A 23789-nucleotide genomic window follows, 5' to 3' on the forward strand; every position below is an offset into this window, starting at 1 on the left:
ATGCCTGACCAGAATTTCACCAAACGTCTGACCGTAACTTCCCATTCATCACAACGCCGCCGTCTGCTGGGCTCGGCCCTTGCGGCTGCCGCATCACTCGCATTGCCCGGCGTGAGCCGCGCGCAAACGGCGGCGTCCGGCAGCGCATTGCGGCTGGGGTTTATAGGCCCCGGGAAAAAACCGGCTTCCGCCACGGGCTGGGCCCTGCAGCAGGGGCAGTTGCAGCGTGAGCTGGCGCCACTGGGTTTCACGGATGTCGTGACCCGTGTGTTTCCCAACGGGCCGGACCTCAACGAAGCTTTTGTGGCCGGGCATCTCGACGTCGGCATTTACGGCGATACGCCGGCCGTGGTGGCGCGTGCGCAGGGCTTCCAGGGCAGCTTGCTGGGTTTTGACAACGTCGGCATGAATGTCTGGCTGCTCACGCCGCGCGGCGGCGTCAAAACCGTCAAGGAGCTGGAGGGCAAGGTGGTTGGCGTGGCACTGGGCTCCTATATGCACCGTTATGTGCTGGGCCTGCTCAAGGAGGCCGGCATTTTGAAATCAGTCAGGGTGGTGCACATGCTGCCGCGTGACGGCGAGCCGGCGCTGGAGCGTGGTGCTGTGGCCGCATTTGCCGCACCCATCAATACCGGGCCGGTGCTTGAAGCGCGCGGCTACCCGGTGATTGACGAGGCTGAAAAACACCCATCGCTGCGCGGCACCTCGGTCATCATCGCTTCGCCAAAACTGCTGGCTGCGGCGCCCGGCCTGCCCGTTGCCTGGGGCCGCGCACGGACTGCGGCGCTGCAGGACATCCGCCGCGACAGCGCAGCGTATTACGCCTTTCATGCCGAGGCCAGCGGTTTCCCGGTGGCGGCGGTGAAGGACTCCTACCCGCTCTCGCATTTCCCCGACACGGCCTACCCAGCGGAAGGGATCAGGCTGATTGAGGAGGTCAAGCGCTTTTTGCTGGCGGAAAACCTGATCCGGCGTGACTTCGATGTGACGCAGTGGAAAATTGCCGGGGCGGTTTGATGATTGAGGTTGCTACTTATTTGATAGCTGGTTGCGCTTGATTGACGGAGGCTAGAGCCTGATTTCATTCAAATAATTAGAGTTTTACAAGCCGGATGGCCTTGCGCGAGCCGTCGTTCATGTCCCGCGCGGCCTGCAGCATGCGCGCCAGGCAGGCCGCTGCTTCTGCCGGCGCCACGCCGGCGGGCTCACCGAGATGGCCCACGGCAATATGAAACAGCAGCGGCTCGGCATCCGGCAGCTCGTTCGAAGGACGCAGGCCGCTGGCGAGGATTTTGGTGGCAACGTCATTCGCTTCAGTGGCGTTGATCGGGTCTTCCATCAACAGGGCAAACTGGCTGTCGCCCACCCGTGCCACGGTGTCCGAGGTGCGCGCCGCGGCGCGTATGCGTGCGGCGGTCATCACCATGGCGCGGTCGCCGGTTTCGCGTCCGTGCCGGCTTTGCAGTTCGGCAAGGTTGACGAAGTTGATGACCAGCAACGCAAAGGGCTGGGGATAACGCCCGGCCGTGCCCAATGCCTGGCGCAGCTTGCCAACCAGCACCTGGGCCAAATGCAGGCCGGTGAGCGGGTCGACGGTGCGCAGTGCGCTTGCCCGCGTGGTCGGTTCGCGGCGCTGTGCCACCCGGCGCAGCAAGCCGTAAAACAGTATGGGCGCTTCAACGGCGGAGGCCAGCATCATGCCGTAGTCAGTCAAAAAGCCCGAGGAAATAAGCCCCAGGTTGCGCAGCAGCGGGAACAGCGTGGCCAGCAGTACGGGCAAAAAACCTGCAGCAATCCAGCGGGCGTGGCGGTCGCCTTCGACCAGCGAGACCCCGACCACCATCAGCAACACAATCATGCCCGCGCTGATCAGCGTGTTGATCATGGCAAAACTTTCCGGGGTCGGGAAGGCCGCGTCCAACAGACCGACGGCCGGCAGCAGGCCCATCAGCGCCAGCACGAACCAGTCCAGCGCGCGTGAAAAGCGCCGCGGCGCGGTGACCGTGCGCACAAACCACATGGCTGTTGCGGCCGCCGCCACCGGCAGCAAAAAGACGCCAACGTTGTTCAGTGCCGGCCAGGACGGCCACCAGTAGACTCCTGCCACGCCGGAAAAAACACCTTGCGTCCCGGCGAACATCGTCATGTACACCGCATAGCTGCCAAACCCCCAGTCGCGGTAAGCCAGGGCATTGGCCAGCGCCAGCACAATCACCAGCGCTGCCAGGCCGAAATAAATACCCAGCAGCATGTGCTCGGACTGGCGGCTGGTGAGCAACTGGGTATCGCTGACCACGCGAGGCAGCGCCGAGAACGGCACGCGCGCGTGGTGAGTCTGCATGTAGTAGGTCACGGTCTGGCCGATTTCGTGGCTGAGCGAAAACACCGGGTAGGGCCCCGGCAGCGGCCAGACGTCCATGCGCACGGTATCGCCGGCCTGCTGATGCACCCACTGGCCGGCCCGATTGCGGAAGTACAGGCTCACCTCGTCCACGCCGGGCAGCGGCAGGGTCAGGCGCCAGTCGTAGGCCGTGTTAACGATGACCGCATCAAAGCGCAGCCACAGGGCACCGCTTTCAATATGGTGCAGCTTGCTGCGGACAACCGGGGTAAAACGCTCAGCGGGCGTCAGTGCAATCTGGTCTACCGTGAGCTGGCCGGTGCTGTCCAGCAGGAACTCCAGCGAAGGGTCCAGCCAGACCGGTGTGGTATCGCTGTTCAGCACCAGGGGCGGTGCCGGCTGGGCTGCCGGGCTGGCGACGGCTGCCAGCAGGATACACAGGGCGAGCGCGCACCGCACAAAAGAAGCGGTTGATACCGTGATGGCCCTGATGCTCCAGAAAGCGCTATAAAAACAGTAGCTTGTTGCGCTTGCAATCAGGGGGCTACAGCCTCTTTTCTTCGGAATTTTCAGAACTTCACCTGCCGGATCGCCTTGCGTGAACCGTCGTCCATGGTCCTGACTGCCTGCAGCATGCGGGCAAGGCGGGCCTCGGCCTGGGTTACCGCGACATCGGCACCTTTGCCGATGTGACCCACCGCAATATGGAACACCAGGGGCTCGGCGCCTGGCAGTTGGTTGGATGACCTGAGGCCGCTGGCGAGGAGCTTGGTCGCCACATCGTTGGCGGCTTCGACGCTGACAGGGCCTTCCATCATCAATGCAAACTGGGTGTCGCCGACCCGCGCTACCGTGTCGCTGGCCTGTGCGACCCCGCGAATGCGGGCTGCGGCCATTACCATGGCGCGGTCCGCCGTTTCGCGGCCGTGCTGTTTTTGCAGGCTGCCCAGGTTGGCCAGGTTCACCATCAGCAGCGCAAACGGCAACTGGTAACGTTCGGCCGTGGCCAGTGACTGGCGCATCTTGCGCAGCAGCACGCTGGAGGTGTGCAGGCCCGTGAGCGGATCGGCATGGCGCAGTGCCGTGGTGCGGGAGCTGATGTTGCGGCTTTGTGACACACGCCTGTGCAGCCCGTAAAACAGAATGGGCACTTCAATCGCCGATGCAATGATCCGGCCATACTCCGTCCAGAAACCGGAGGAGGCCACGCCCAGGTTGCGCAGCAGCGGCAGCAGCGTGGCCAGCAAAAGCGGCGAGAAGCCCAGGGCCACCCAGCGGGTATCCCGGTCGCCTTCGAACAGCGCCAGGCCCACACCCAGTACCAGGGCGGCCATGCCCATGCTGATCAGCAGATGGAGCAATAAAAAGCTCAGCGGTGTGGAAAAGGCCAGGTCCAGCAGGCCTGCCAGCGGCAGCAGCAGCATCAGCGTCAGCATCAGCACGTCGAGTGCGCGGGAATAGCGTCGCGGCACGATCACCGTGCGTGCAAACCACAGTCCCGTGGCCGATGCCAGCAGCAGCAGCAGCAGGCCGAAGGCATTGTTCAATTGAGGCCACTCAGGCCAGACGTACAGCCCGGCCAGGCCGGTATAGGTGGCCTGCGCGCTGGCGAACATCGCGACGTACAGCGCAAAAATACCGAAGGCAGCGTCGCGGTAGGCCAGTGCATTGCCAAGCGACAGCAGGACGGCCAGCGCGGCCAGGCCGAAATAAATGCCCAGTAGCATGTGCTCGTTTTGCCGGCTTTCGACGAATTGCGCGTCGCTCACAATGCGCGGAAGCATGGAGTAGGGGACACGCACATGCCGTATCTGCAGGTAGTAACGTACGGTTTTCCCGGTTTCCGGGGACAGGTCAAACACCGGGTAGCGGCCGGCCTGTGCCCGGCTGCTTATGGTCCGGGTGTCACCGGCCTGCTGCCTGACCCACAGGCCGTCCTGGTCGCGGTAGTAAAGGGTCGCGTCGTCCAGCGTGGGCATGGGTATGGTCAACCGCCAGTGCGGCGCCGCACTTTTGATGTTGGCATCAAAGCGCAGCCACAAGGCGCCGTTGTCAATCGTGTAGGACTTGCCGGGGATCACCGGCGTGAACCCGGCTGCGGGCTGTTGTTCGATCTGCTCGATGCTGAGCTGGCCGGTCCTGTCGCGCAGTACTTCCAGCGAGTGTTCCAGCAAGGCCGGGCTGTTGTTGCCATCCAGCACCAGTGGTGGCGCCTCGGCTCGCGCCGGCTGCACCAGCAGGGCAGCCAGCAATGCAAGCAGAGCCAGCATCGGGTGTATCAGGGCCGCCACATGTCTCCTCCCAGCAATATGCTGAATAATGCGCACCCCCCGATTTTGCAATAGGGTGGGGCCTGTTTGCCAGTCCATGCGCCGGGCGTCAGGGCTACCGGGATGAGCGGTAGGCGGTTTGCTCCTGGATTGATAGCCGCATGGGCGGTTTTTTCAAAATTCGTAATCCATTGGGTGCTCAGCCGGAGGTGCAGATGCGCAGAACTTCGGCGCCATAGGCTTCCAGCTTTTTGCTCCCGATGCCGGCAATACCCTCCAGGTCAGGAAGGCTTTGCGGTGAACGTTCGGCAATCGCCCGCAACGTGGCGTCATGAAAAATCACAAACGCCGGCAGGTTGTGTTCACGCGCGATCTCGGCGCGCCAGGCCTTGAGTTTGGCCAGCCTTTCCAGCGCGCCGGCATTGAGCGCCGCTTCGGCCAAACCCTTGACGGAGGTCTTGGTGCTCTTTTTTGCCCGGCTGGCCTTGCCTGCCGAGGCCTGCTCGCGCAGCACCACGCTGGCCTCGCCTTTTAAAACCCGCCGTGCGTCCGGCATCAGCTGCAGTGTGCTGAAGGCTTCGGTATCCACCCGCACCATGTTTTTTGCAATCAGCTGGCGCAGCACGGCGCGCCATTGCGCTTCGGCCAGGTCGGCGCCTATGCCGAAGGTTGAAAGTTTGTCGTGGGCAAACTGCGTCATCTTTTCGGTCTGCTTGCCGCGCAGGATGTCCATGATGTGGCCCGCGCCGAAGCTGATGCCGCTGGCCTGCTGCACGCGGTAAATGCAGCTCAGCATCTTGCGCGCGGCCTCGGTCGCATCCCAGACTGCCGGTGGATTCAGGCAGTTGTCGCAATTGCCGCAGGGCTGGCTGTCTTCGCCAAAATAATGCAGCAGGCTGACGCGGCGGCAGCGTGTGTCTTCGGCCAGGCTGAGCAGCGCGTCGAGTTTGCCGCGCATCACTTGCTTGAATTCCTCGCTGGCAGCGTCGCTGGTGTCTATCATGCGGCGCTGGTTCACGACGTCGTTCAGGCCGTAGGCCATCCAGGCATTTGCGGCCAGGCCGTCGCGCCCGGCGCGGCCGGTTTCCTGGTAGTAGCCCTCAATGTTTTTCGGCATGTCCAGGTGGGCGACAAAACGCACGTCGGGTTTGTCTATGCCCATGCCGAAGGCAATCGTCGCCACCATCACCATGCCGTCGTCGCGCAGGAAGCGGTCCTGCCGCTGCTGGCGCACGGCCGAATCAAGCCCCGCGTGGTAGGCCGCGGCCTTGAGGCCGGCGTCCTGCAGCATGTCGGCGATTTCCTCGACGCGCTTGCGCGACTGGCAATAGACGATGCCGGCCTCGCCTGTGTGCTCGTTTTCTATGAAACGCAGCAACTGTTTGGTGGCATCGGTTTTTTCGACAATGGTGTAACGGATATTGGGCCGGTCAAAACTGCTGACAAACTGCCGTGCGTCTTCCAGCTTGAGGCGTTCCACCATGTCCTGCCGCGTCAGTGCGTCGGCTGTTGCAGTCAGTGCCATGCGCGGCACGTCCGGGAACATTTCATGCAACAGGCTGAGCGAGCGGTATTCGGGCCGGAAGTCGTGGCCCCACTGGCTCACACAATGTGCCTCGTCAATCGCAAACAGGCTGAGCTTGCCGCGCTCGTTGAGCGAGCGCAGCAGGTCTTTCATGCGCGGCGTGTTGATGCGCTCCGGCGCGGCATAGACCAGCGTGAGTTCGCCGCGCAGCATCTGCTTTTCAAGCTGGCTGCTTTCTTCAAAGCTCTGCGTGGAATTCAGGAAAGCGGCGGAAACACCGGCCTCGTGCAGCGCGCCGACCTGGTCGTGCATCAGCGCAATCAGCGGCGAGATCACGATGGTCACGCCGTGGCCGGCGTTCTGCCGCGCAATCGCCGGGATCTGGTAACACAGCGACTTGCCGCCGCCGGTCGGCATCAGCACCAGCGCATCGCCGCCGGCGATCACATGGTCAACGATGGCCCGCTGTGGCCCGCGAAAGTCGCTGTAACCGAAGACCTCGCCAAGTATGTCCAGCGGGGTGGGAATAAGTGTGATGGATGACAAGGCGTAGGGGCGGGTAAAACGGGCAGGCTGGATGCAGGGCTGCGGCCTACATCTGCTCCCAGGGCAGGCCGTCAAAACGCCAGCCGGACTGCGTCGAGCGCCGGAAATGCTCGTCAAGTTCGCCTTCAAAGCCATGAACCACGTGCTGTACGTCCGAAAACCCGGCGGCTTCCAGGGCCTTGCCGGCATCCTGCGTGCGCTTGCCGGAGCGGCAGATCAGCAACACCGGCTGCTCCTTGCCGGTGCCTTCTCGTTCGACCGCCTCGGCAAACTTTTGCGGATCGGGCTGCAGGTCAGGGTATTCGTACCAGGGCACGTTGACCACGCCGGGTGGACGGCCCACGTAGAGCGACTCGATTTCCATGCGGACATCGACAAACAGGCTGTCGGGGTGCGATTGCAGCCAGATCCAGGCTTCTTTGGGTTGTAGGTTTTTCATGTCTTGGGGCGTAACCCTATATTGTCATGGAAAGTATTGCGTAAATAACGGACGGCCTAAAATGACCGCCATGAAGCCCATCACCTACACCCGCGGCCAGCAGCTGCCCGCCATCCTCGAAAAACGCATCGCCATCCTTGACGGCGCGATGGGCACCATGATCCAGCGCTTCAAGCTCAACGAAGCCCAGTACCGCGGCGAGCGCTTCAAGGACTTCCACAAGGACGTCAAGGGCAACAACGAGCTGCTCAGCCTGACGCGTCCCGACGTGATCCAGGACATCCATGAGGGTTACCTGTCCGCCGGTGCCGACATGATTGAAACCAACACCTTCGGCGCGACCACCGTCGCCCAGGCGGACTACGACATGGCCGACCTCGCCATCGAGATGAATGTCGAATCAGCCCGCATTGCCCGCGCCGCCTGCGACAAGTTCTCCACGCCGGACAAACCGCGTTTTGTGGTCGGAGCCCTTGGCCCCACCCCCAAAACCGCCAGCATCAGCCCCGATGTGAACGACCCCGGCGCGCGCAATACCAGCTTTGAAGAGCTGCGCAAGGCTTACTACGAGCAGACCGAGGCGCTGGTCAAGGGCGGTGCCGACGTGCTGCTGGTGGAAACCATTTTTGACACGCTGAACGCCAAGGCCGCGCTGTTTGCGATCGACGAATATTTTGATAATTCCGGCGAACGCCTGCCGCTCATCATCAGCGGCACCGTGACCGATGCATCCGGCCGCATCTTGAGCGGCCAGACTGTGACAGCTTTCTGGCACAGCATTCGCCACGCCCAGCCGCTGGCTGTTGGCCTGAACTGCGCGCTGGGTGCGGCGCTGATGCGCCCCTACATCCAGGAGCTGGCCCGGGTGGCGGGTGACACCTATATCAGCTGCTACCCGAATGCCGGCCTGCCCAACCCCATGAGCGACACCGGCTTTGACGAAACGCCCGATGTGACCTCGCGCCTGCTGCACGAATTCGCCGCAGAAGGCCTGGTCAACATCGTGGGAGGTTGCTGCGGCACCACGCCGGACCACATCCAGGCGATTGCGAGTGCGGTGGCGCCGGTGGCAAGGCGGGAATTGAGTTCCGGCGTTTTCTACCGCGAAGCTGCCTGAATAGGGTCTTCGCAAGTAGAGCCGCGGAACCGGCTTTGCCGGGCCGCAGGCGAAGCGCCCCCTCGGGGGGGCAGCGCATTACACGAAGTGAAAAGCGTGGGGGCCTCAGGTCGGCATTAAATGATCAATTTCCTGCTGCATGGCCTGTACCAGCTGGCTGTACATCTTCAGTTTTTCAGAAGTTTCGCGCAGCCGCTCTGCCACCCGCAGCGAGACGGCGAACATCAGTTTGGCCGCTGTTTTCGGGCTGTCTGCGCTGAGCTGTTCCAGGGCCTCGCGCGACAGGATGGCGCAGCGCACGTCGGTGCTCGCTGTGCATGAGGCCAGGCGGGCCTGGCCGTCCACCAGTCCCATTTCGCCGATCAGGCTGCCGGGGCCGAGCACATTGACCGTCACCGGCGCATGGCGGCTGACGACAATGCTTTCGATCGTCACCTCGCCTTCCAGCAGCAACACCATGTAACCGGTATCCATCGTGTCGCCTTCGGCGATGAAGGTGGTGCCCATGGCAATTTTGCGCGGGATCATGTAACTGACCACCGTGAGTGCTTCACTCGGGGTGAGCTGCATCAGCGCGGTCGGGGCTATCAGCAGTTCGGCTGCCAGTTCCGCGGTGCTGGAGCCTTCAATGGCACGCATACGGTCCTTGGGGCGCATACGCTCGGGTGCGCTGACCTGCGCCCTCGTATTCCTGCCAAACAGGGTTTCAAACATACATTTTTTTCCGGGAGTTTTGCCTGCTGCGGCGCGGGTGTGGCGCAAGGTTTCGCGAGCGACTAAAATGATGGTAACCCAAGGAGCGTTGCAGCGAAACAACCGTTTCGTCAGGCTTTGGTTACAGTTGTTTCTGCCCGGAAACTTCTGCGGCAACGACGCTCACCTTTGTTGCAAGGTGAGTTGTGTCTGAAATTCGAAATCCCCCAGTGGTACTGCCCCCCATGAAGCTCTCCGGCCTGGAGCCGGTCAACATTGGCGCGGGCACCTTATTTGTAAATATTGGTGAGCGAACCAATGTCACGGGTTCAAAAGTTTTTGCCCGCATGATCCTCAACGGTGACTTTGAGGCCGCATTGGCCGTGGCCCGCCAGCAGGTCGAGAACGGCGCGCAGATCATAGACATCAACATGGACGAGGCCATGCTCGATAGCCAGGCGGCCATGGTGCGCTTCCTCAACCTGATCGCCAGCGAGCCGGACATTTCGCGTGTGCCCATCATGATCGACAGCTCCAAGTGGAGCGTGATCGAGGCCGGTTTGCGCTGCATCCAGGGCAAGGGCATCGTCAATTCGATCTCCATGAAGGAAGGGCTGGCGCCCTTCAAGGAGCAGGCCAAGCTGCTCAAGCGTTATGGCGCGGCGGCCGTGGTCATGGCCTTTGACGAAAAAGGCCAGGCCGACACTTATGAACGCAAGATTGAAATCTGCGAACGCGCTTACCGCGTGCTGGTCGATGAGCTCGACTTCCCGCCCGAAGACATCATCTTCGATCCGAACATTTTTGCCATTGCCACCGGCATTGAAGAGCACAACAACTACGCGGTCGACTTCATCAACGCCACGCGCTGGATCAAGCAGAACCTGCCCGGTGCCAAGGTCTCGGGCGGCGTCTCCAATGTGTCCTTCAGCTTTCGCGGCAACGACCCGGTGCGTGAGGCGATTCACACGGTGTTCCTGTACCACGCCATCAAGGCCGGCATGGACATGGGCATCGTCAACGCCGGCATGGTCGGTGTTTACGACGATCTTGAGCCGACCTTGCGCGAGCGTGTCGAGGACGTGGTGCTCAATCGCCAACCTATTTACAAGGATGGCGAGGAAGAACTTACGCCCAGCGAGCGCCTGATTGAGGTCGCCGAGACGGCAAAAAGCGGTGCGAAAGACGACAGCAAGAAAAACGAATGGCGAGCCCTGCCGGTGCGCCAGCGCCTGTCGCACGCGCTGGTCCACGGCATGAACGAGTTCATCACCGAGGACACCGAAGAGATGTACCAGGCCATCCTGGCCGAGGGCGGCCGGCCCCTGCATGTGATTGAAGGCCCGTTGATGGACGGCATGAACGTGGTCGGCGACCTGTTCGGCCAGGGCAAGATGTTTTTGCCGCAGGTGGTGAAAAGCGCCCGCGTGATGAAACAGGCCGTGGCGCATTTGTTGCCCTATATTGAGGCCGAAAAGCTGTTGCTTGAGGCTGCGGGTGGCGACGTCAAGACCAAGGGCAAGATCATCATTGCCACCGTCAAGGGCGATGTGCACGATATCGGCAAGAACATCGTGACGGTCGTCCTGCAGTGCAACAACTTCGAAGTCGTCAACATGGGCGTGATGGTGCCCTGCCATGAAATATTGGCGCGCGCCAAGGTCGAGGGCGCTGACATCGTGGGCCTGTCCGGCCTGATCACGCCCAGCCTGGAAGAGATGCAATACGTCGCGGCCGAGATGCAGAAGGACGACCATTTCCGCATCAAGAAAATTCCGCTGATGATAGGCGGCGCGACCACCAGTCGGGTGCACACGGCGGTCAAGATCTCGCCGCACTATGAAGGCCCGGTGGTGTATGTGCCCGACGCCTCGCGCAGTGTGAGCGTGGCGCAAAGCCTGCTGTCAGACCAGGCCACCAAATACATCGACGAGCTCAACAGCGATTACGACAAGGTGCGCAGCCAGCACGCCAATAAAAAGCAGACACCTATGTGGCCGCTGGCCAAGGCACGCGCCAATGCCACGCCTATGGACTGGGCGAACTACACGCCGCCCGTGCCCAAGTTCATTGGCCGGCGTGTGTTCAAGAACTTTGACCTGGCCGAACTGGCGAAATTCATAGACTGGGGTCCGTTCTTCCAGACCTGGGACCTGGCGGGGCCTTTCCCGGCGATTCTGAAAGACGAGGTTGTCGGCACGGAAGCCGTGCGGGTCTACGCCGATGCGCAGCGCATGCTGCGCCGCCTGATCGAAGGGCGCTGGCTCACGGCCAGCGGCGTGATTGGGCTGTACCCGGCCAACAGCGTGGGCGACGACATCGAGATATACACCGACGAGTCGCGCAGCGAAGTCGCCATGACCTGGTATGGCCTGCGCCAGCAAAGCGAGAAAACCGCCGTTGAAGGCGTGATGCGCCCCAGCCGATGCCTGGCTGACTTTGTCGCGCCCAAAAATCTTGCTCCTGAATTGATAGCTGCTCGCGCGCACAGCACGGCGGCCGCAGGCCTGAATGGTTCAAAAATAGCCGATTACATCGGTGTTTTTGCCGTCACGGCGGGCTTGGGCGCAGAAAAGAAGGAAAAGTACTTCCAGGACGACCATGACGACTATTCGTCCATCATGCTCAAGGCGCTGGCGGACCGGCTGGCCGAGGCATTTGCCGAGAGCATGCACCAGCGCGTGCGCCAGGACCTATGGGGCTATGCGCCGGCCGAGTCACTGGAGGTCGAGGCCCTGATTGCCGAAAAATACCAGGGCATACGCCCCGCGCCCGGCTACCCGGCCTGCCCGGACCACAGCGTGAAAAAAGACATGTTTGAATTGCTGGGTGCCGCAGACATCGGCATGGCCCTGACGGAAAGCCTGGCGATGACCCCGGCGGCCAGCGTCAGCGGTTTTTATTTGAGCCACCCCGAGAGCACCTACTTCAATGTAGGCCGGATTGGTGATGACCAGTTGCAGGACCTCGCGCAGCGGCGCGGTGCCCGCGCCGAGGACCTGCAGCGACTGCTGGCCCCCAATCTGTAGAGGTATGGCCCGCGGCTTTACGGTGGCTTCACCGGCAGGCTGCGGCATTTACAAAAAGACATGGCTCATTCATGTGCCTTGTGTACCTTTTGGCAGCCGGGGACGTTGAAGGGTAGGCGCGTGGTCCCCGGCGTGGTAAAACTGCAAAAAAGGCCACAAGGGGGCAGCCAGAGGGCAGGCGACAAGCCTGCCAAAGCTGCACACGTATTCGTCTCGGTTTCACGTAGCTATCCGAACCGGTTCAACCTGGAGGGCAATTGCCATGAACACATCCACCGATAACTTACAGCCCGGTCAACAGGCCGGCTCGTCGGCCAACAAACCTTTGTGGGCGGCCGTCGGCATTCTGGGCGTTGCCGTGCTCGGCATGGGCGGCGCCATGATTTACCAGCAGCGCACTCCGGCGCCGCCCCCTGCAACCCAGGTGGCGCTTGCCGCGCCTCAGGCCGCCGTAACCGCGCCCGCGATGGCCGCATCGGCGACTGCCGCAGATGACCTGATTGAAAAACCTGTTGCAGCGCCTGCCAAGCCGGCACCTGCGCCTGCGCCAGCCAAAAAGGTGGTCAAACCGACCCCGAAACCTTCAACCGCGCCCAGCTATTCGGGCGTGACACCTGCGCCCTCGCCGTACCCCTCGCCGGCGCCTGTCGCCCAGGTTTGCGCCGTTTGCGGTTCGGTGGAGTCCGTTACGCCGGTGACACGTTCCACCAAACCACCGGGCGTGGGCGTCGGCACGGTGGCTGGAGGGGTGCTTGGTGCGGTGCTGGGCAACCAGATCGGGCAGGGGAATGGCCGCACGCTGGGCACCATCATCGGCGCCGTGGGCGGCGGTTTTGCCGGCAATGCCATCGAGAAAAACGTGCGCAAGGAAACCGTCTACCAGGTGAGTGTGCACATGGAAGACGGCTCGCGCCGTACGCTGGAAGTCGCCCAGCCACCTGCCGTGGGCAGTCGCGTCACTATTGATGGTTCAACCATACGCACCAGCGACGGCGCCACCTACGGCGCGCCCAAGCCCATAACGCCCAACGTCGTCCAGCCGGCACCGGTGTACCAGGGCGGTTAAGCCGCGCCGGTTTTCGAGGACTGTGGGCAACACATCACCTGTCCCGTTGTTTGCCTCCGTGCGCGGGCCGACCTCTGCGCTGGAGGCTGGGGCGCGGGCCGTTCCTCTGCACATGCAGAGGCAGCGTCTGCTGGCGCTTACTGCGTACTGACTGCAACGCGCAAGCATGTTCAGGCTGGCACTTATCCTCTTTGGCGGTGACGCGCTCATCAGGCGCTGGAAAGTTTTCCTGGTGGCAGGCGTGTTGGCCATGGCGATGGCTGCGATTGTCCTGATCGACCTGGTCGATGGCGTTGCGGATATCGCCACCGGGGTGCTGGGCACCTTGCTGCTGTTGCAGGGCCTGGTGGAAATCGCTGTGGGTGCCACCCACACGCGGGCCCGCCGCCGGTTCGAGATGCTGCGTGGCACGGCCATGGTGGTTTTTGCCAGCCTGCTGCTGGATTTCCCGTGGGACAACGCGCTGACCACCAGTTTTCTTTTTGCTTCTGCCTTTATTTTTAACGGCCTGGTCCGGATTGTTTCCAGCCTGCTCATCCGCCATCCGGGCTGGCGTACATCCCACCTGATCGGCTGGGGCTATCTGCTGATGGCACTCTTGCTGGCCACCAATTGGCCACTTCCTGCCGAGATGAACGTCTCGTTTTGTGTGGGCATGGCCTTGATGGCCGGAGGTTTTGTGCTGGTGCGGGGGGCCTGGCGCCTGCGGCGGCTGCCGGCCGGCTCAAGGCTCGCGGCCATTGAACTCTACCAAAGGAAACGGGAGGCTTCGCCGGATGTCCCGCATGCTGCCCCGGCCCCGGTGTCAGAAAAACAGGGTGCGGAGCCCATGGTGGTTCATGTCTGGACCGCTTTGGACGTGGTGAACGATGAGCGCGTCCGGCTCCCGCTGATTGAGCGGTATATCTTTTCCCTCTCGCGCAAGGGCAGTGTTTCGACCGGCCATGTGGCCCTCGAGTGCGGTCCCGGCCTGTATATCAGCCACCATCCGCGCATACGCCTGTCCATCACACAGAAAAACGTGGTCCATCAGGTCCGGGCCACCAGCAGCAATGACCACCCCGGCATGTGGTTGCCATCCTATGCGCAGGAGGCAGAGGCCACGCGTCCATCGACTTTCCGTATCCGTTTTCGTGTGTTCAACCCGGATCACCTGGAGGCGTTCTGGCAAGCCTACCAGCGCAACGACACCTATAACCTGACGCACCGCAACTGTTCTGTGGCCGTGACAGAGGCCATTGACGCTGCGGTGGAGGGGGTTTTTGCCGACAAACCGTTCTGGCGTACCTTGTTGCGGCTGGCTGTGCATCCAGACATGTGGCTGGCGGGAAGTGTGCGGGTACGTGCGGAGTCCATCGCGTGGACCCCGGGCCTGGCGCTTGACTACGTCAGCGCGATCCGGCGCATCACCCACCCGCAGCGCGACCTCAAGCTGAACCTGTCGCGGTGGTGGAAGGCGTGGCGGCGGCGCGCCCCCAAAAAGGACCTGTGAAGAAAGGCCGCTGGTAGGGGGTCAGTGCGCGGCCTTGAGCGCCCGGCGGTATTGGACGGCTTCTGCCAGATGCGAGACCTGCACGGCAGGCGCATCGGCCAGGTCGGCAATCGTGCGTGCCACTTTCAGGCAGCGGTGAATGCTCCGGCCTGACCAGCCCAGGCGGGCTGCAGCCGTGTTGAGGAATTTCGCGGCTGCATCGTCCAGCCTGCACTGCTCGTCAATCGCCTGGCCGTCCAGCGCCTGGTTGGTGCCGCCCTGGCGCTTAATGGCGTGTTCACGTGCCTTGACCACACGGACCCGGATGGCCCCGGTGCTCTCGCCCGGTGCCGTGTTGACCAGTTCGTCGGCAGCCAGGCTGCCAACCTCCACATGCAGGTCAATCCGGTCCAGCAAGGGCCCGCTGAGCTTGCCCTGGTAGCGCGATACCTGGTCGGGCGAGCAGCGGCACGCCCGCAGGTGGGAGCCGAGATATCCGCAAGGGCAGGGGTTCATGGCGGCGACCAGCTGGAAGCGGGCCGGGAACTCCGCGCGCTGGGCGGCGCGCGAGATGGTGATGTGGCCGGACTCCAGCGGCTCCCTGAGTGCTTCAAGCGCGGCCCTTGGAAACTCGGGGAGTTCATCGAGGAACAGGACGCCCCGGTGGGCCAGTGATATTTCACCCGGGCGCGGTGGTGAGCCGCCGCCTACCAGTGCCACGGCGCTGGCTGTGTGGTGTGGCGCACAGGTTGGCCTGAGCGCCCAGCTGGCCAGTGAAAAGCGTCCACCAAGTGAGGCGACGGCCGCGCTTTCCAGCGCTTCCTCGGTGGTCATGGCGGGCAGCAAACCTGCAAAGCGCTGCGCCAGCATGGACTTTCCCGACCCGGGAGCACCCATCATCAGGATGCTGTGGCCGCCCGCCGCAGCAATCTCCAGCGCGCGCCTGGCCGCCGCCTGGCCCTTGACGTCGGCCATGTCTGCATAGGGCGCGTGCAGCTGCGGCTCGCCGGGCTGTACCCGGCTCCAGCCGTCCAGCACCTCGGGGATCAGGTCGCCGGGCAGGAATTGCCTGACAACATCCAGCAAATGGTGCGCCTTGTAAATCTCGGCCCCGGGCACCAGGCCGGCTTCCTGGGCGCTGCTTTCTGGCAGGACCAGCCTGGGTGGCGGGCCGTTGACGTCGCTGGCGTTGCCGTTGATCGCCAGGCTCATGGCCAGCGCGCCGCGAACGGGTCGCAAGTCGCCGCCCAGCGACAACTCCCCGGCAAACTCATAGCCCTGCATCTTTTGGGAGTCGATCTGACCGCTGGCCGCCAGTATGCCCAGCGCGATGGGCAGGTCGAAGCGGCCGGAATCCTTGGGCAGGTCTGCGGGTGCCAGATTGACAGTTATCCGCTTATTCGCCGGAAACTCCAGACCGGTGTTCTGGATGGCTGAACGCACCCGCTCACGGGCTTCCTTGACTTCGGTCTCAGCCAACCCGACCAGCGTGAAACTGGGCAATCCATTGGCCAGATGCACCTCCACGCATACAGGCCGTGCCTCCATGCCAAGCAGGGCACGACTATGCACTAAAGACAAGCTCATCAAGGGGCTCCCGTTCTGAATGCTTCAAGGTTGTGCGCAATGGATGCGCCAACTTGGTGCGGTATGGTTTTTAAGGCTACAGGTGTAACGTGCCTGCGGGTGAACTGGTGGACCGGCCTTCCTGTGGTAATTAGCCTTGGCACGGTACATGCTAGACGGTACTCGCTTGAATAGTCTTGCTAACTTTTACAACCTTGCGGAGCACCTCATGAAACTTGTCCCCGTCCAGATCGCACTTGCAACAACCTTGGCCCTGTCTGGCGCCGCGTTCGCACAAACCGCTGCACCCGCTGCCCCGGCAGCCGAGGCATCCCCCCTGTCGTTCAACATCGGCCTGACCACCAATTACAAGTACCGCGGCCAGGACCAGGACACCTCGCGTACATCGGCCTTCAAGCCGGCGCTGCAGGGCGGCGTCGACTACGCATTTGCCAGCGGGTTTTACCTCGGCAACTGGAACTCGACCGTGGGCTTCACCGATCCTGACGTGGCCAACACCACCGGCAAACGCGCCCGGCTGGAGATGGACTTCTACGGCGGCTACAAGTGGTCGGTCGGCGACTGGGGTTTTGATGTCGGCGCGCTGCAGTACTACTACCCGAATGCCACCAAGGCAAACACCACCGAGGTTTATGTCGGTACCAGCTACGGACCGTTCTCGGCCAAGTACTCCAATACGGTGTCCAAAGGCTACTTCGGAACCGGTTACGCCACCAATGACGGCCGCGGCACGCAATACCTGAATGTCGCTTTTGCCAAGGAAGTGGCGCCCAACTGGACCCTCAAGGCCGCGATTGGCCAGACTTACTTCACAAGCGCGGTCAAGGCTGGCGGTGTGCCAAATTACACCGATTACAGCCTTGGCGCTTCCTATGACCTCGGCAACGGCCTTGCGCTGGGTGGTTATGTGCAGGGCGGAACCAACGCCAATAACGCGGCGTTCAACTACACCGCTGGCGGCAGCACGAAGTCGCTGAATAAGAGCACCCTGATTTTCACCCTGACAAAAACCCTGTAATGTGGCGGGAGCAGCGGTACGTCGTGTTGCTGCTCCGGTCGATCACTCTGTAGGAAACCTGAACATGAAACTCGTTACAGCCATCATCAAACCGTTCAAGCTGGATGAGGTGCGTGAAGCACTCTCCGGTATTGGCGTTCAAGGTATCACGGTCACGGAAGTCAAGGGCTTTGGCCGCCAGAAAGGGCACACCGAGCTTTACCGCGGCGCAGAGTACGTGGTTGATTTCCTGCCCAAGGTCAAGATTGAAGCCGCCGTGTCCGACGATCTGGTCGACCGTGTCATCGAAGCTGTGGAAGGCGCCGCGCGCACCGGCAAGATTGGCGACGGCAAGGTGTTTGTCTACAACCTGGAGCAAGTAGTGCGCATCCGTACCGGTGAGACCGGCAAGGAAGCGCTGTAAGGAACTGCCCTTTTACAAGCCTAAAAAAGAGAACACTGACATGAAAAAACTACTTGTTTCCCTTGCTTTGGGGTTCAGCCTGCTGGCCACCGGCGCGGCCGTGCTGGCCCAGGCGCCAGCGGCAGCGCCGGCCGCTTCCGCCGTTGAGGCCAAACCTGCCGAGGCAGCGGCATCCGACGCAGCACCAGCTGCCATGGCTGCGGCTCCTGCTGCCGCTGCTGCACCGGCGCCTGCCGCACCTGCTGCAGCGCCGGCCCCCAAGCTGGACTCCGGCGACACGGCCTGGATGCTCACCTCCACATTGCTGGTGATCCTGATGACCATCCCCGGCCTTGCGCTGTTTTACGGCGGTCTCGGCCGCTCCAAAAACATGCTCTCCGTGCTAGTGCAGGTTTTTGTGATCTTCTCGTTGATCAGCATCCTGTGGGCCTTCTATGGATACAGCCTGGCCTTCTCCGGTGACGGCAATTATTTTGGCGGCCTGGACAAGATATTCCTCAAAGGTGTCACGATCGAAACCTTCGGTGCGCTGACCACCATTCCTGAATATGTCTTTGTTGCATTCCAGGGCACGTTTGCCGCCATTACCGTGGCGCTGATCGTCGGTGCCTTTGCCGAGCGCGCCAGGTTTTCTGCCGTGCTGCTGTTCGCGGTCCTCTGGTTCACCTTCAGCTACGTGCCGATTGCCCACATCGTCTGGGGTGGCGGTTTGCTGGGCAAGGACGGCGCGCTGGACTTTGCCGGCGGTACCGTGGTTCACATCAACGCCGGTGTCGCTGGCCTGGTGGGTGCTTATATGGTTGGCAAGCGCCTCGGTTACGGCAAGGAAGCGTTCACGCCGCACTCCCTGACCCTCACGATGGTTGGCGCCTCGCTGCTGTGGGTCGGCTGGTTCGGCTTCAATGCCGGTTCCGCTGGCGCTGCCAACGGCACGGCTGGCCTGGCCTTCATCAACACGGTGCTCGCTACGGCTGCTGCCACCCTGTCCTGGATCGCCGGTGAGGGCCTGCACAAAGGCAAGGCCTCCATGCTGGGTGCCGCTTCCGGTGCCGTGGCCGGCCTGGTTGCCGTCACGCCTGCTGCGGGCTTTGTCGGGCCCATGGGCTCCATCGTCCTGGGCCTGCTGGCCGGCCTGGTCTGCCTGTGGGGTGTGAATGGCCTGAAGAAGATGCTGGGTGCCGATGACGCGTTCGACGTGTTCGGTGTGCACGGTGTAGGCGGCATCCTGGGTGCCATCCTGACGGGTGTGTTTGCATCGCAAAGCCTGGGCGGAACCGGTGGCGCCACGCCCGATACCTTTGCCATGGGCGCGCAGGTCTGGATCCAGGTCAAGAGCGTGTTGCTCACCGTGGTCTGGTCCGGTGTGGTTGCCTTCATCGCCTTCAAAATTGCCGACCTGACCCTTGGTCTGCGCGTGAGCGAAGAAGAAGAACGCGAAGGCCTGGACATCACCTCGCATGGTGAAACCGCTTACAACCGTTGATGAATTGACAAGGGCACCCTGGAGGCTTATGGTTTCCAGTGTGCACTGTTAGCGAAAGAGAGTCTCCTTTGGATGTTCAGCCCGCCGGCGCAAGCTGGTGGGCTTTTTTTTGCCTGTATTCCCGGTGCGTGGTGCAATGCTAACCTTGGCGTCTGACAGACCTGAGCCCAAGGAAAGCCCCGATGACCTGGCAAACCGTTGTAGAACAACCCAGCGCGCTGGGCGAATCGCCGTTCTGGCACCCCGATGAGCAAATGCTTTACTGGGTGGACATTCCCGGCCGGCAGATCCATCGCCTGAATGTTTTCATGGGCAGCGTGCAGAGCTGGTCCATGCCCTCCGAGCCCGGCTGCATCGCGCCTGCGCGCAACGCGGCAGGCGAGGGTACGGGCCTGGTGATTGCGCTGCGTGATGGCATTTATCGCGCACACGAGTGGGGCGGGACGCTGCAGTGCATGGTGGCGGCGGATCATGACAAAGCCACCACCCGGTTTAATGACGGCAAGGCTGACCCCTGCGGCCGATTCTGGGCAGGCACCATATATGAGCCACGCGATGCCAGCCAGGCCAGACTTTTTTCACTCGATCGCCGCAATGGCGAAGAGCCCCTGCTGGAATTGAAGGCCGGCGATGCCACGGTCGCCAACGGGCTGGCGTGGTCGCCCGATGAAAAGACGGTGTACTGGGCCGACACGCCCAGCCACACCGTTCGCGCCTGGGACTGGGACTGTGAAAGCAACGCCATGCGCAATGAGCGTGTTTTCAGGCAGTGGCCGGGCAAACCACCGGACTGGCAGTCGGGCATGTCCGGTTACGGCGGCCGGCCCGACGGCGCTGCTGTAGATGTCCAGGGCAACTATTACGTTGCCATGTTTGAAGGCGCGCGGCTTGTAAAGCTTTCGCCGAAGGGTGAACTGCTGGCCGATATCGCCGTGCCGGCCCAATGCCCCACCATGCCGTGCTTTGGGGGCAGTGATTTGCAGACGCTGTACCTCACAAGCGCGCGCCAGAACCGCCCTGAGCACGAGTTGCAGGTTTTCCCCGGCTCGGGCTGTGTGTTCTCCATGCAAATGGATGTGCCGGGGCTGCCTGTGAATTTTTTCATCGATTAAGTCGATGAGAGACCGGCCCGGTGGCCCTTTTGTCGCAGCAAAAGCTTCCCGCTGCAAAAATCTGAACAGGCCACGTTCAAAAAAATCAAAACGGCAGATCCCGTAGCCGCTTACCATCGTCACCATGTTTGCAGATATTGATGTCACAGGCGCCCTGGCGGAGCGGGTGCGTATCGCTGCAGCCGGGGGCGCACCGCTGCGCATTCGCGGCGGCAGCAGCAAGGATTTTTATGGGCAGTCTCTGCAGGGTGAACTGCTTGACACCGCAGCGCTTGCCGGTGTGTCCAGTTACGAGCCGAGCGAGCTGGTGGTCACTGTGGGCGCGGGTACGCGGCTGGCCGAACTCGAGGCGTTGCTGGCGGCACAGGGTCAATGCCTGCCTTTTGAGCCGCCGCATTTTGCAGGCGTAGCGACCGTAGGCGGCATGGTTGCCAGCGGCCTGAGCGGTCCTGCGCGCGCTTCTGCTGGCGCTGTGCGCGACTACGTGCTGGGCCTGAAGCTCATCAACGGCCGTGGTGAATTGCTGACCTTTGGCGGCCAGGTCATGAAGAACGTCGCGGGTTATGACGTGTCTCGCCTGATGGTGGGCGCCATGGGCACGCTGGGCCTGATCACCGAGGTCAGCCTCAAGGTGCTGCCGATGGCTCCGATGGAGGCCAAGCTGAGTTTTGAATGCAGCCAGGCGCAGGCGCTGGACTGGCTCAATGCCTGGGGCGGCCGGCCATTGCCACTCAACGCGAGCTATTGGGTGGAAGATGCCGGTGTGGGCACGCTTTGCCTGCGGCTGCGTGGCGCGCAAGCGGCGGTCGAAGCTGCCTGCAAAACCCTGGGTGGCGAGAGGCAGGACGGACCCCAAGCCGCAGCCGACTGGCTCGCCTGCCGCGACCAGCAGTTGCCGTGGTTCCGGCAACGCAGCAACACACAGGATTTGTGGCGCCTTTCGGTGCCGCAAACCGCTCCTGTGCTTGACTTGCCTGAATCGCCGCTGGTGGAGTGGCATGGCGGCCAGCGCTGGGTGCGTGCGGATGCCGGGCAGGGGCAGCAGTTGCGCGATGTGGCTGCGCATGCCGGCGGGCATGCTACTCTTTTTATAGCTGGTGGCGCAGTCGGGACGGCGGCCATGGCCCGATTTGATGCTTTAAAATCGCCCCTGGACCGGATTCACCGCGAACTCAAGCGTGAATTTGACCCTGCTGGTATTTTCAACCGTGGCCGAATGTCGGCCGACTGGTAAGCATGCGCCGCTTGCGTCACATCACAGGACAGCACCGGACGGCCTCGACCAACCGGCTGCTGGGCGGCATGCTGGCGTTTAATGCCGGCGCCATCAATGCGGGCGGGTTTTTGCTGGTCAGCATGTACACCTCGCACATGACCGGTTTTGCATCCATGCTGGCCGACAACCTGGTGCTCGGCAACATGAAGCTGGTGCTGGGCGCGGCCGGTGCCCTGCTGGCGTTCACGGCCGGGGCCGCCGTGACGGCGGTGCTGGTGAACTGGTCGCGCCACAACTGGCTGCGCAGCGAATACGCGCTGCCTTTGCTGGTCGAGGCCATATTGCTGCTGGTCTTTGGCTTGATGGGCGCCACCCTAGGCCACCAGACACCGTTTGCCGTTCCGCTGACCGTGCTGGTGCTGGCTTTCACCATGGGCCTGCAAAACGCGCTGGTCAGTAAAATTTCCTCATCACAGATCCGCACCACGCACATGACAGGGGTCATCACAGACCTGGGCATCGAGCTGGGCAAACTGTTTTACTGGAACCGCACGGAACGCCCGCCGGAATCGCGGGTGCGGGCCAATCGCATCAAGCTTCGCCTGTTTGCCACCTTGCTGGGCATGTTTGTCACGGGCGGCCTGGTGGGTGCGGTGGGTTTCAAGTACATCGGTTTTATCTGGGTGGTTCCTCTGGCCATTGGACTGCTGGCCTTGTCTGTGCCACCTCTTTTTTCGGACTGGCGACGCACCCTGAGGCGCAAGGCCAGGGCCGCCCGTTTGCCTTCCTGAACATCATGCAGACCAATCTTTCGACTGAATTCAGGAACACCGCCGACGGCCTTGAGGCGGAGGCGATTTTGCGCAAGTGTGTGCACTGCGGTTTTTGCACGGCGACATGCCCAACTTACCAGTTGCTGGGCGATGAGCTTGACGGGCCGCGCGGCCGCATTTACCTGATCAAGCAGGTGCTGGAGGGCGAGGCGCCTACCCGCAAAACCCAGATGCACCTGGACCGTTGCCTGACCTGCCGCAACTGCGAAAGCACATGTCCCAGCGGCGTGCAGTATGGCCATCTGGTGGACATAGGGCGCAAGCTGGTGGATGAGCGTGTGCCGCGTCCCCTGGGCGAGACGGCAGTGCGATGGGCGCTCAAGGAGGGCCTGCCGTCGCCGCTGTTTGCGCCCGCCATGAAGCTGGGCCAGGCGGTGCGCGGCCTGTTGCCTGCGACGCTTAAAAACAAGGTGCCCGCGAAGCAGTCCGCCGGTAGCTGGCCCGGGCGTAGCCACGCCCGCAAGGTCCTGCTGCTTGAAGGCTGCGTGCAACCGGCCATGATGCCCAACATCAACGCGGCCACGGCCCGTGTGCTGGATGCGGCGGGTATTGAAACCGTGGTGGCGCCCAAGGCGGGTTGCTGCGGCGCCGTCAAGTTTCACCTGAATGACCATGATGGCGGCAAAGCAGAGATGCGCAACAACATCGATGCCTGGTGGCCGTTTGTCGAAGCGGGTGTGGAGGCCATTGTGATGAACGCTTCGGGCTGTGGTGTCACGGTCAAGGACTACGGCCACATCCTCAAGGACGATGCGCAGTACGCTGAAAAAGCCGCGCGTATCAGCGCACTGACGCGCGACCTGAGCGAGCTGCTGCCCGGGCTGGTCGAGCCCCTGCGGGCGCGCGTCGCTGCCAGGGCCGGCCAGATCGCCTTCCATCCGCCCTGCACGCTGCAACATGGCCAGCAGCTGCGCGGCGGTGTTGAAGAGCACCTGGGCGCGCTTGGCTTCCAGATCAGGGTCGCCAGTTGCGAATCACATCTGTGCTGCGGCTCGGCGGGGACTTATTCCGTGCTCAACCCGGGGATCGCGTACCAGTTACGCGACCGCAAGCTTGAAAACCTGGCTGAGATGAAGCCCGAGGTGATCGCCTCCGCCAATATCGGCTGTATCACCCACCTGCAAAGCGGCACCAAGACGCCTGTTCGGCATTGGGTTGAGTTGCTTGATGACGCCATGACCTGACAAGGCTACTGACAACACGCTGTCAGTAGCCCCTTCGCATCATCGAGGCTTCCTCAACGCATCAGGAGCTTTCATGAAAAACGTCATCAGCTGGTTTGAAATACCCAGCAAAAAACTTGACCAGGCCCAGGCTTTTTACGAGGTGGTCCTCAACTGCAAAATGCGCCGCGAAGACATGGCGACCTCCGAAGGAGCCGTGTTTCCTTATGACGCTGAAAAGGACGGCATTGGCGGTGCCCTCATATGCGGCCCGGCCGCACCCGCGCCTGGCACTGGCGGCACGCTGGTTTACCTGGACGCTTCACCCTCGCTGGATGCTGCCCTGGTACGCGTGACAAAGGCTGGCGGCAAAATTGCACTGCCGCGCCAGGCCCTGCCGCCGGGCATGGGCTTTTTTGCCCACATCACCGACCTGGATGGCAACCGCGTCGGCCTGCACGCGCTGACTTGAGGCTG

The 23789-nt window shown here is 62.4% G+C and carries 19 protein-coding genes and 1 riboswitch; of the genes, 13 read left to right on the plus strand and 6 right to left on the minus strand.

Translation table 11 applies throughout. The features are described 5' to 3' along the window. The gene (locus ACFQND_RS11790) at window positions 1–1017 is read left to right on the plus strand and encodes an ABC transporter substrate-binding protein (protein WP_371438484.1); all 1017 of its coding nucleotides are present in this window, start codon (window positions 1–3) and stop codon (window positions 1015–1017) included. Window positions 1018–1093: 76 nt separating this feature from the next. Here the strand turns inward: ACFQND_RS11790 and ACFQND_RS11795 are convergent, their stop codons facing one another. The 4 genes from ACFQND_RS11795 to ACFQND_RS11810 form a co-directional block, all read right to left on the minus strand. Further along, entirely contained in the window at window positions 1094–2800 is a 1707-nt protein-coding gene (locus ACFQND_RS11795; protein ID WP_371438483.1) for a sensor domain-containing diguanylate cyclase, read from the minus strand. A 110-nt stretch (window positions 2801–2910) separates the two neighbouring features. Continuing rightward, entirely contained in the window at window positions 2911–4632 is a 1722-nt protein-coding gene (locus ACFQND_RS11800; protein WP_371438482.1) for a sensor domain-containing diguanylate cyclase, read from the minus strand. 178 nt (window positions 4633–4810) lie between these two features. Beyond that, the gene (gene recQ, locus ACFQND_RS11805; protein ID WP_371438481.1) at window positions 4811–6817 is read right to left on the minus strand and encodes a DNA helicase RecQ; all 2007 of its coding nucleotides are present in this window, start codon (window positions 6815–6817) and stop codon (window positions 4811–4813) included. Continuing rightward, window positions 6729–7121 carry a rhodanese-like domain-containing protein gene (locus ACFQND_RS11810; RefSeq protein ID WP_371438480.1) on the minus strand — a complete coding sequence of 131 codons (393 nt, stop codon included), beginning with the start codon at window positions 7119–7121 and terminating at the stop codon, window positions 6729–6731. The genes recQ and ACFQND_RS11810 overlap by 89 nt, the downstream gene beginning before the upstream one ends. A gap of 70 nt (window positions 7122–7191) precedes the next feature. On the opposite strand from ACFQND_RS11810, the gene ACFQND_RS11815 reads away from it, so the two are divergent. After that, complete coding sequence (locus ACFQND_RS11815) at window positions 7192–8238, plus strand: homocysteine S-methyltransferase family protein (protein WP_371438479.1); 1047 nt, start codon at window positions 7192–7194, stop codon at window positions 8236–8238. A 105-nt stretch (window positions 8239–8343) separates the two neighbouring features. On the opposite strand, the gene ACFQND_RS11820 is transcribed toward ACFQND_RS11815, so the two are convergent. Then, complete coding sequence (locus ACFQND_RS11820) at window positions 8344–8952, minus strand: cyclic nucleotide-binding domain-containing protein (RefSeq protein ID WP_371438478.1); 609 nt, start codon at window positions 8950–8952, stop codon at window positions 8344–8346. 74 nt (window positions 8953–9026) lie between these two features. Continuing rightward, window positions 9027–9123: riboswitch (S-adenosyl-L-homocysteine riboswitch) on the plus strand. Window positions 9124–9137: 14 nt separating this feature from the next. Between ACFQND_RS11820 and metH the strand changes: the two genes are divergently transcribed. From metH to ACFQND_RS11835, 3 genes are all read left to right on the plus strand, one after another. Further along, window positions 9138–11960, plus strand: a complete 2823-nt coding sequence (metH, locus tag ACFQND_RS11825; RefSeq protein WP_371438477.1) for a methionine synthase — start codon at window positions 9138–9140, stop codon at window positions 11958–11960. A 262-nt stretch (window positions 11961–12222) separates the two neighbouring features. Then, window positions 12223–13026 carry an outer membrane lipoprotein gene (locus tag ACFQND_RS11830; protein ID WP_371438476.1) on the plus strand — a complete coding sequence of 268 codons (804 nt, stop codon included), beginning with the start codon at window positions 12223–12225 and terminating at the stop codon, window positions 13024–13026. Window positions 13027–13192: 166 nt separating this feature from the next. Beyond that, window positions 13193–14518, plus strand: coding sequence for an HdeD family acid-resistance protein (locus ACFQND_RS11835; RefSeq protein WP_371438475.1), 1326 nt, complete (start codon window positions 13193–13195; stop codon window positions 14516–14518). Between the two features lie 21 nt (window positions 14519–14539). Here the strand turns inward: ACFQND_RS11835 and ACFQND_RS11840 are convergent, their stop codons facing one another. Further along, window positions 14540–16084 (minus strand): YifB family Mg chelatase-like AAA ATPase, encoded by a 1545-nt coding sequence (locus tag ACFQND_RS11840; RefSeq protein WP_371438474.1) that lies wholly within the window; start codon window positions 16082–16084, stop codon window positions 14540–14542. A 208-nt stretch (window positions 16085–16292) separates the two neighbouring features. On the opposite strand from ACFQND_RS11840, the gene ACFQND_RS11845 reads away from it, so the two are divergent. The 8 genes from ACFQND_RS11845 to ACFQND_RS11880 all read left to right on the plus strand — a co-directional run bounded on the left by ACFQND_RS11845 (window position 16293) and on the right by ACFQND_RS11880 (window position 23784). Continuing rightward, entirely contained in the window at window positions 16293–17102 is an 810-nt protein-coding gene (locus ACFQND_RS11845; RefSeq protein ID WP_371438473.1) for a TorF family putative porin, read from the plus strand. Window positions 17103–17166: 64 nt separating this feature from the next. Further along, window positions 17167–17505: a P-II family nitrogen regulator gene (glnK, locus tag ACFQND_RS11850; RefSeq protein WP_007873831.1), complete on the plus strand. Its 339-nt coding sequence runs from the start codon at window positions 17167–17169 to the stop codon at window positions 17503–17505. 40 nt (window positions 17506–17545) lie between these two features. Beyond that, window positions 17546–18988 carry an ammonium transporter gene (locus ACFQND_RS11855; protein ID WP_371438472.1) on the plus strand — a complete coding sequence of 481 codons (1443 nt, stop codon included), beginning with the start codon at window positions 17546–17548 and terminating at the stop codon, window positions 18986–18988. A 182-nt stretch (window positions 18989–19170) separates the two neighbouring features. Continuing rightward, window positions 19171–20100 (plus strand): SMP-30/gluconolactonase/LRE family protein, encoded by a 930-nt coding sequence (locus ACFQND_RS11860; protein WP_371438471.1) that lies wholly within the window; start codon window positions 19171–19173, stop codon window positions 20098–20100. A 124-nt stretch (window positions 20101–20224) separates the two neighbouring features. Continuing rightward, window positions 20225–21334, plus strand: coding sequence for a glycolate oxidase subunit GlcE (gene glcE, locus ACFQND_RS11865; protein WP_371438470.1), 1110 nt, complete (start codon window positions 20225–20227; stop codon window positions 21332–21334). Between the two features lie 2 nt (window positions 21335–21336). After that, window positions 21337–22107, plus strand: a complete 771-nt coding sequence (locus tag ACFQND_RS11870; RefSeq protein ID WP_371438469.1) for a YoaK family protein — start codon at window positions 21337–21339, stop codon at window positions 22105–22107. Window positions 22108–22112: 5 nt separating this feature from the next. Continuing rightward, window positions 22113–23333: a glycolate oxidase subunit GlcF gene (glcF, locus tag ACFQND_RS11875; protein ID WP_371438468.1), complete on the plus strand. Its 1221-nt coding sequence runs from the start codon at window positions 22113–22115 to the stop codon at window positions 23331–23333. A gap of 73 nt (window positions 23334–23406) precedes the next feature. Then, window positions 23407–23784 (plus strand): VOC family protein, encoded by a 378-nt coding sequence (locus ACFQND_RS11880; protein ID WP_371438467.1) that lies wholly within the window; start codon window positions 23407–23409, stop codon window positions 23782–23784. Window positions 23785–23789 lie beyond the last annotated feature (5 nt).

It is taken from the genome of Polaromonas aquatica, assembly GCF_042659145.1.
In the GTDB taxonomy this organism is placed as follows: domain Bacteria; phylum Pseudomonadota; class Gammaproteobacteria; order Burkholderiales; family Burkholderiaceae_C; genus Polaromonas; species Polaromonas aquatica.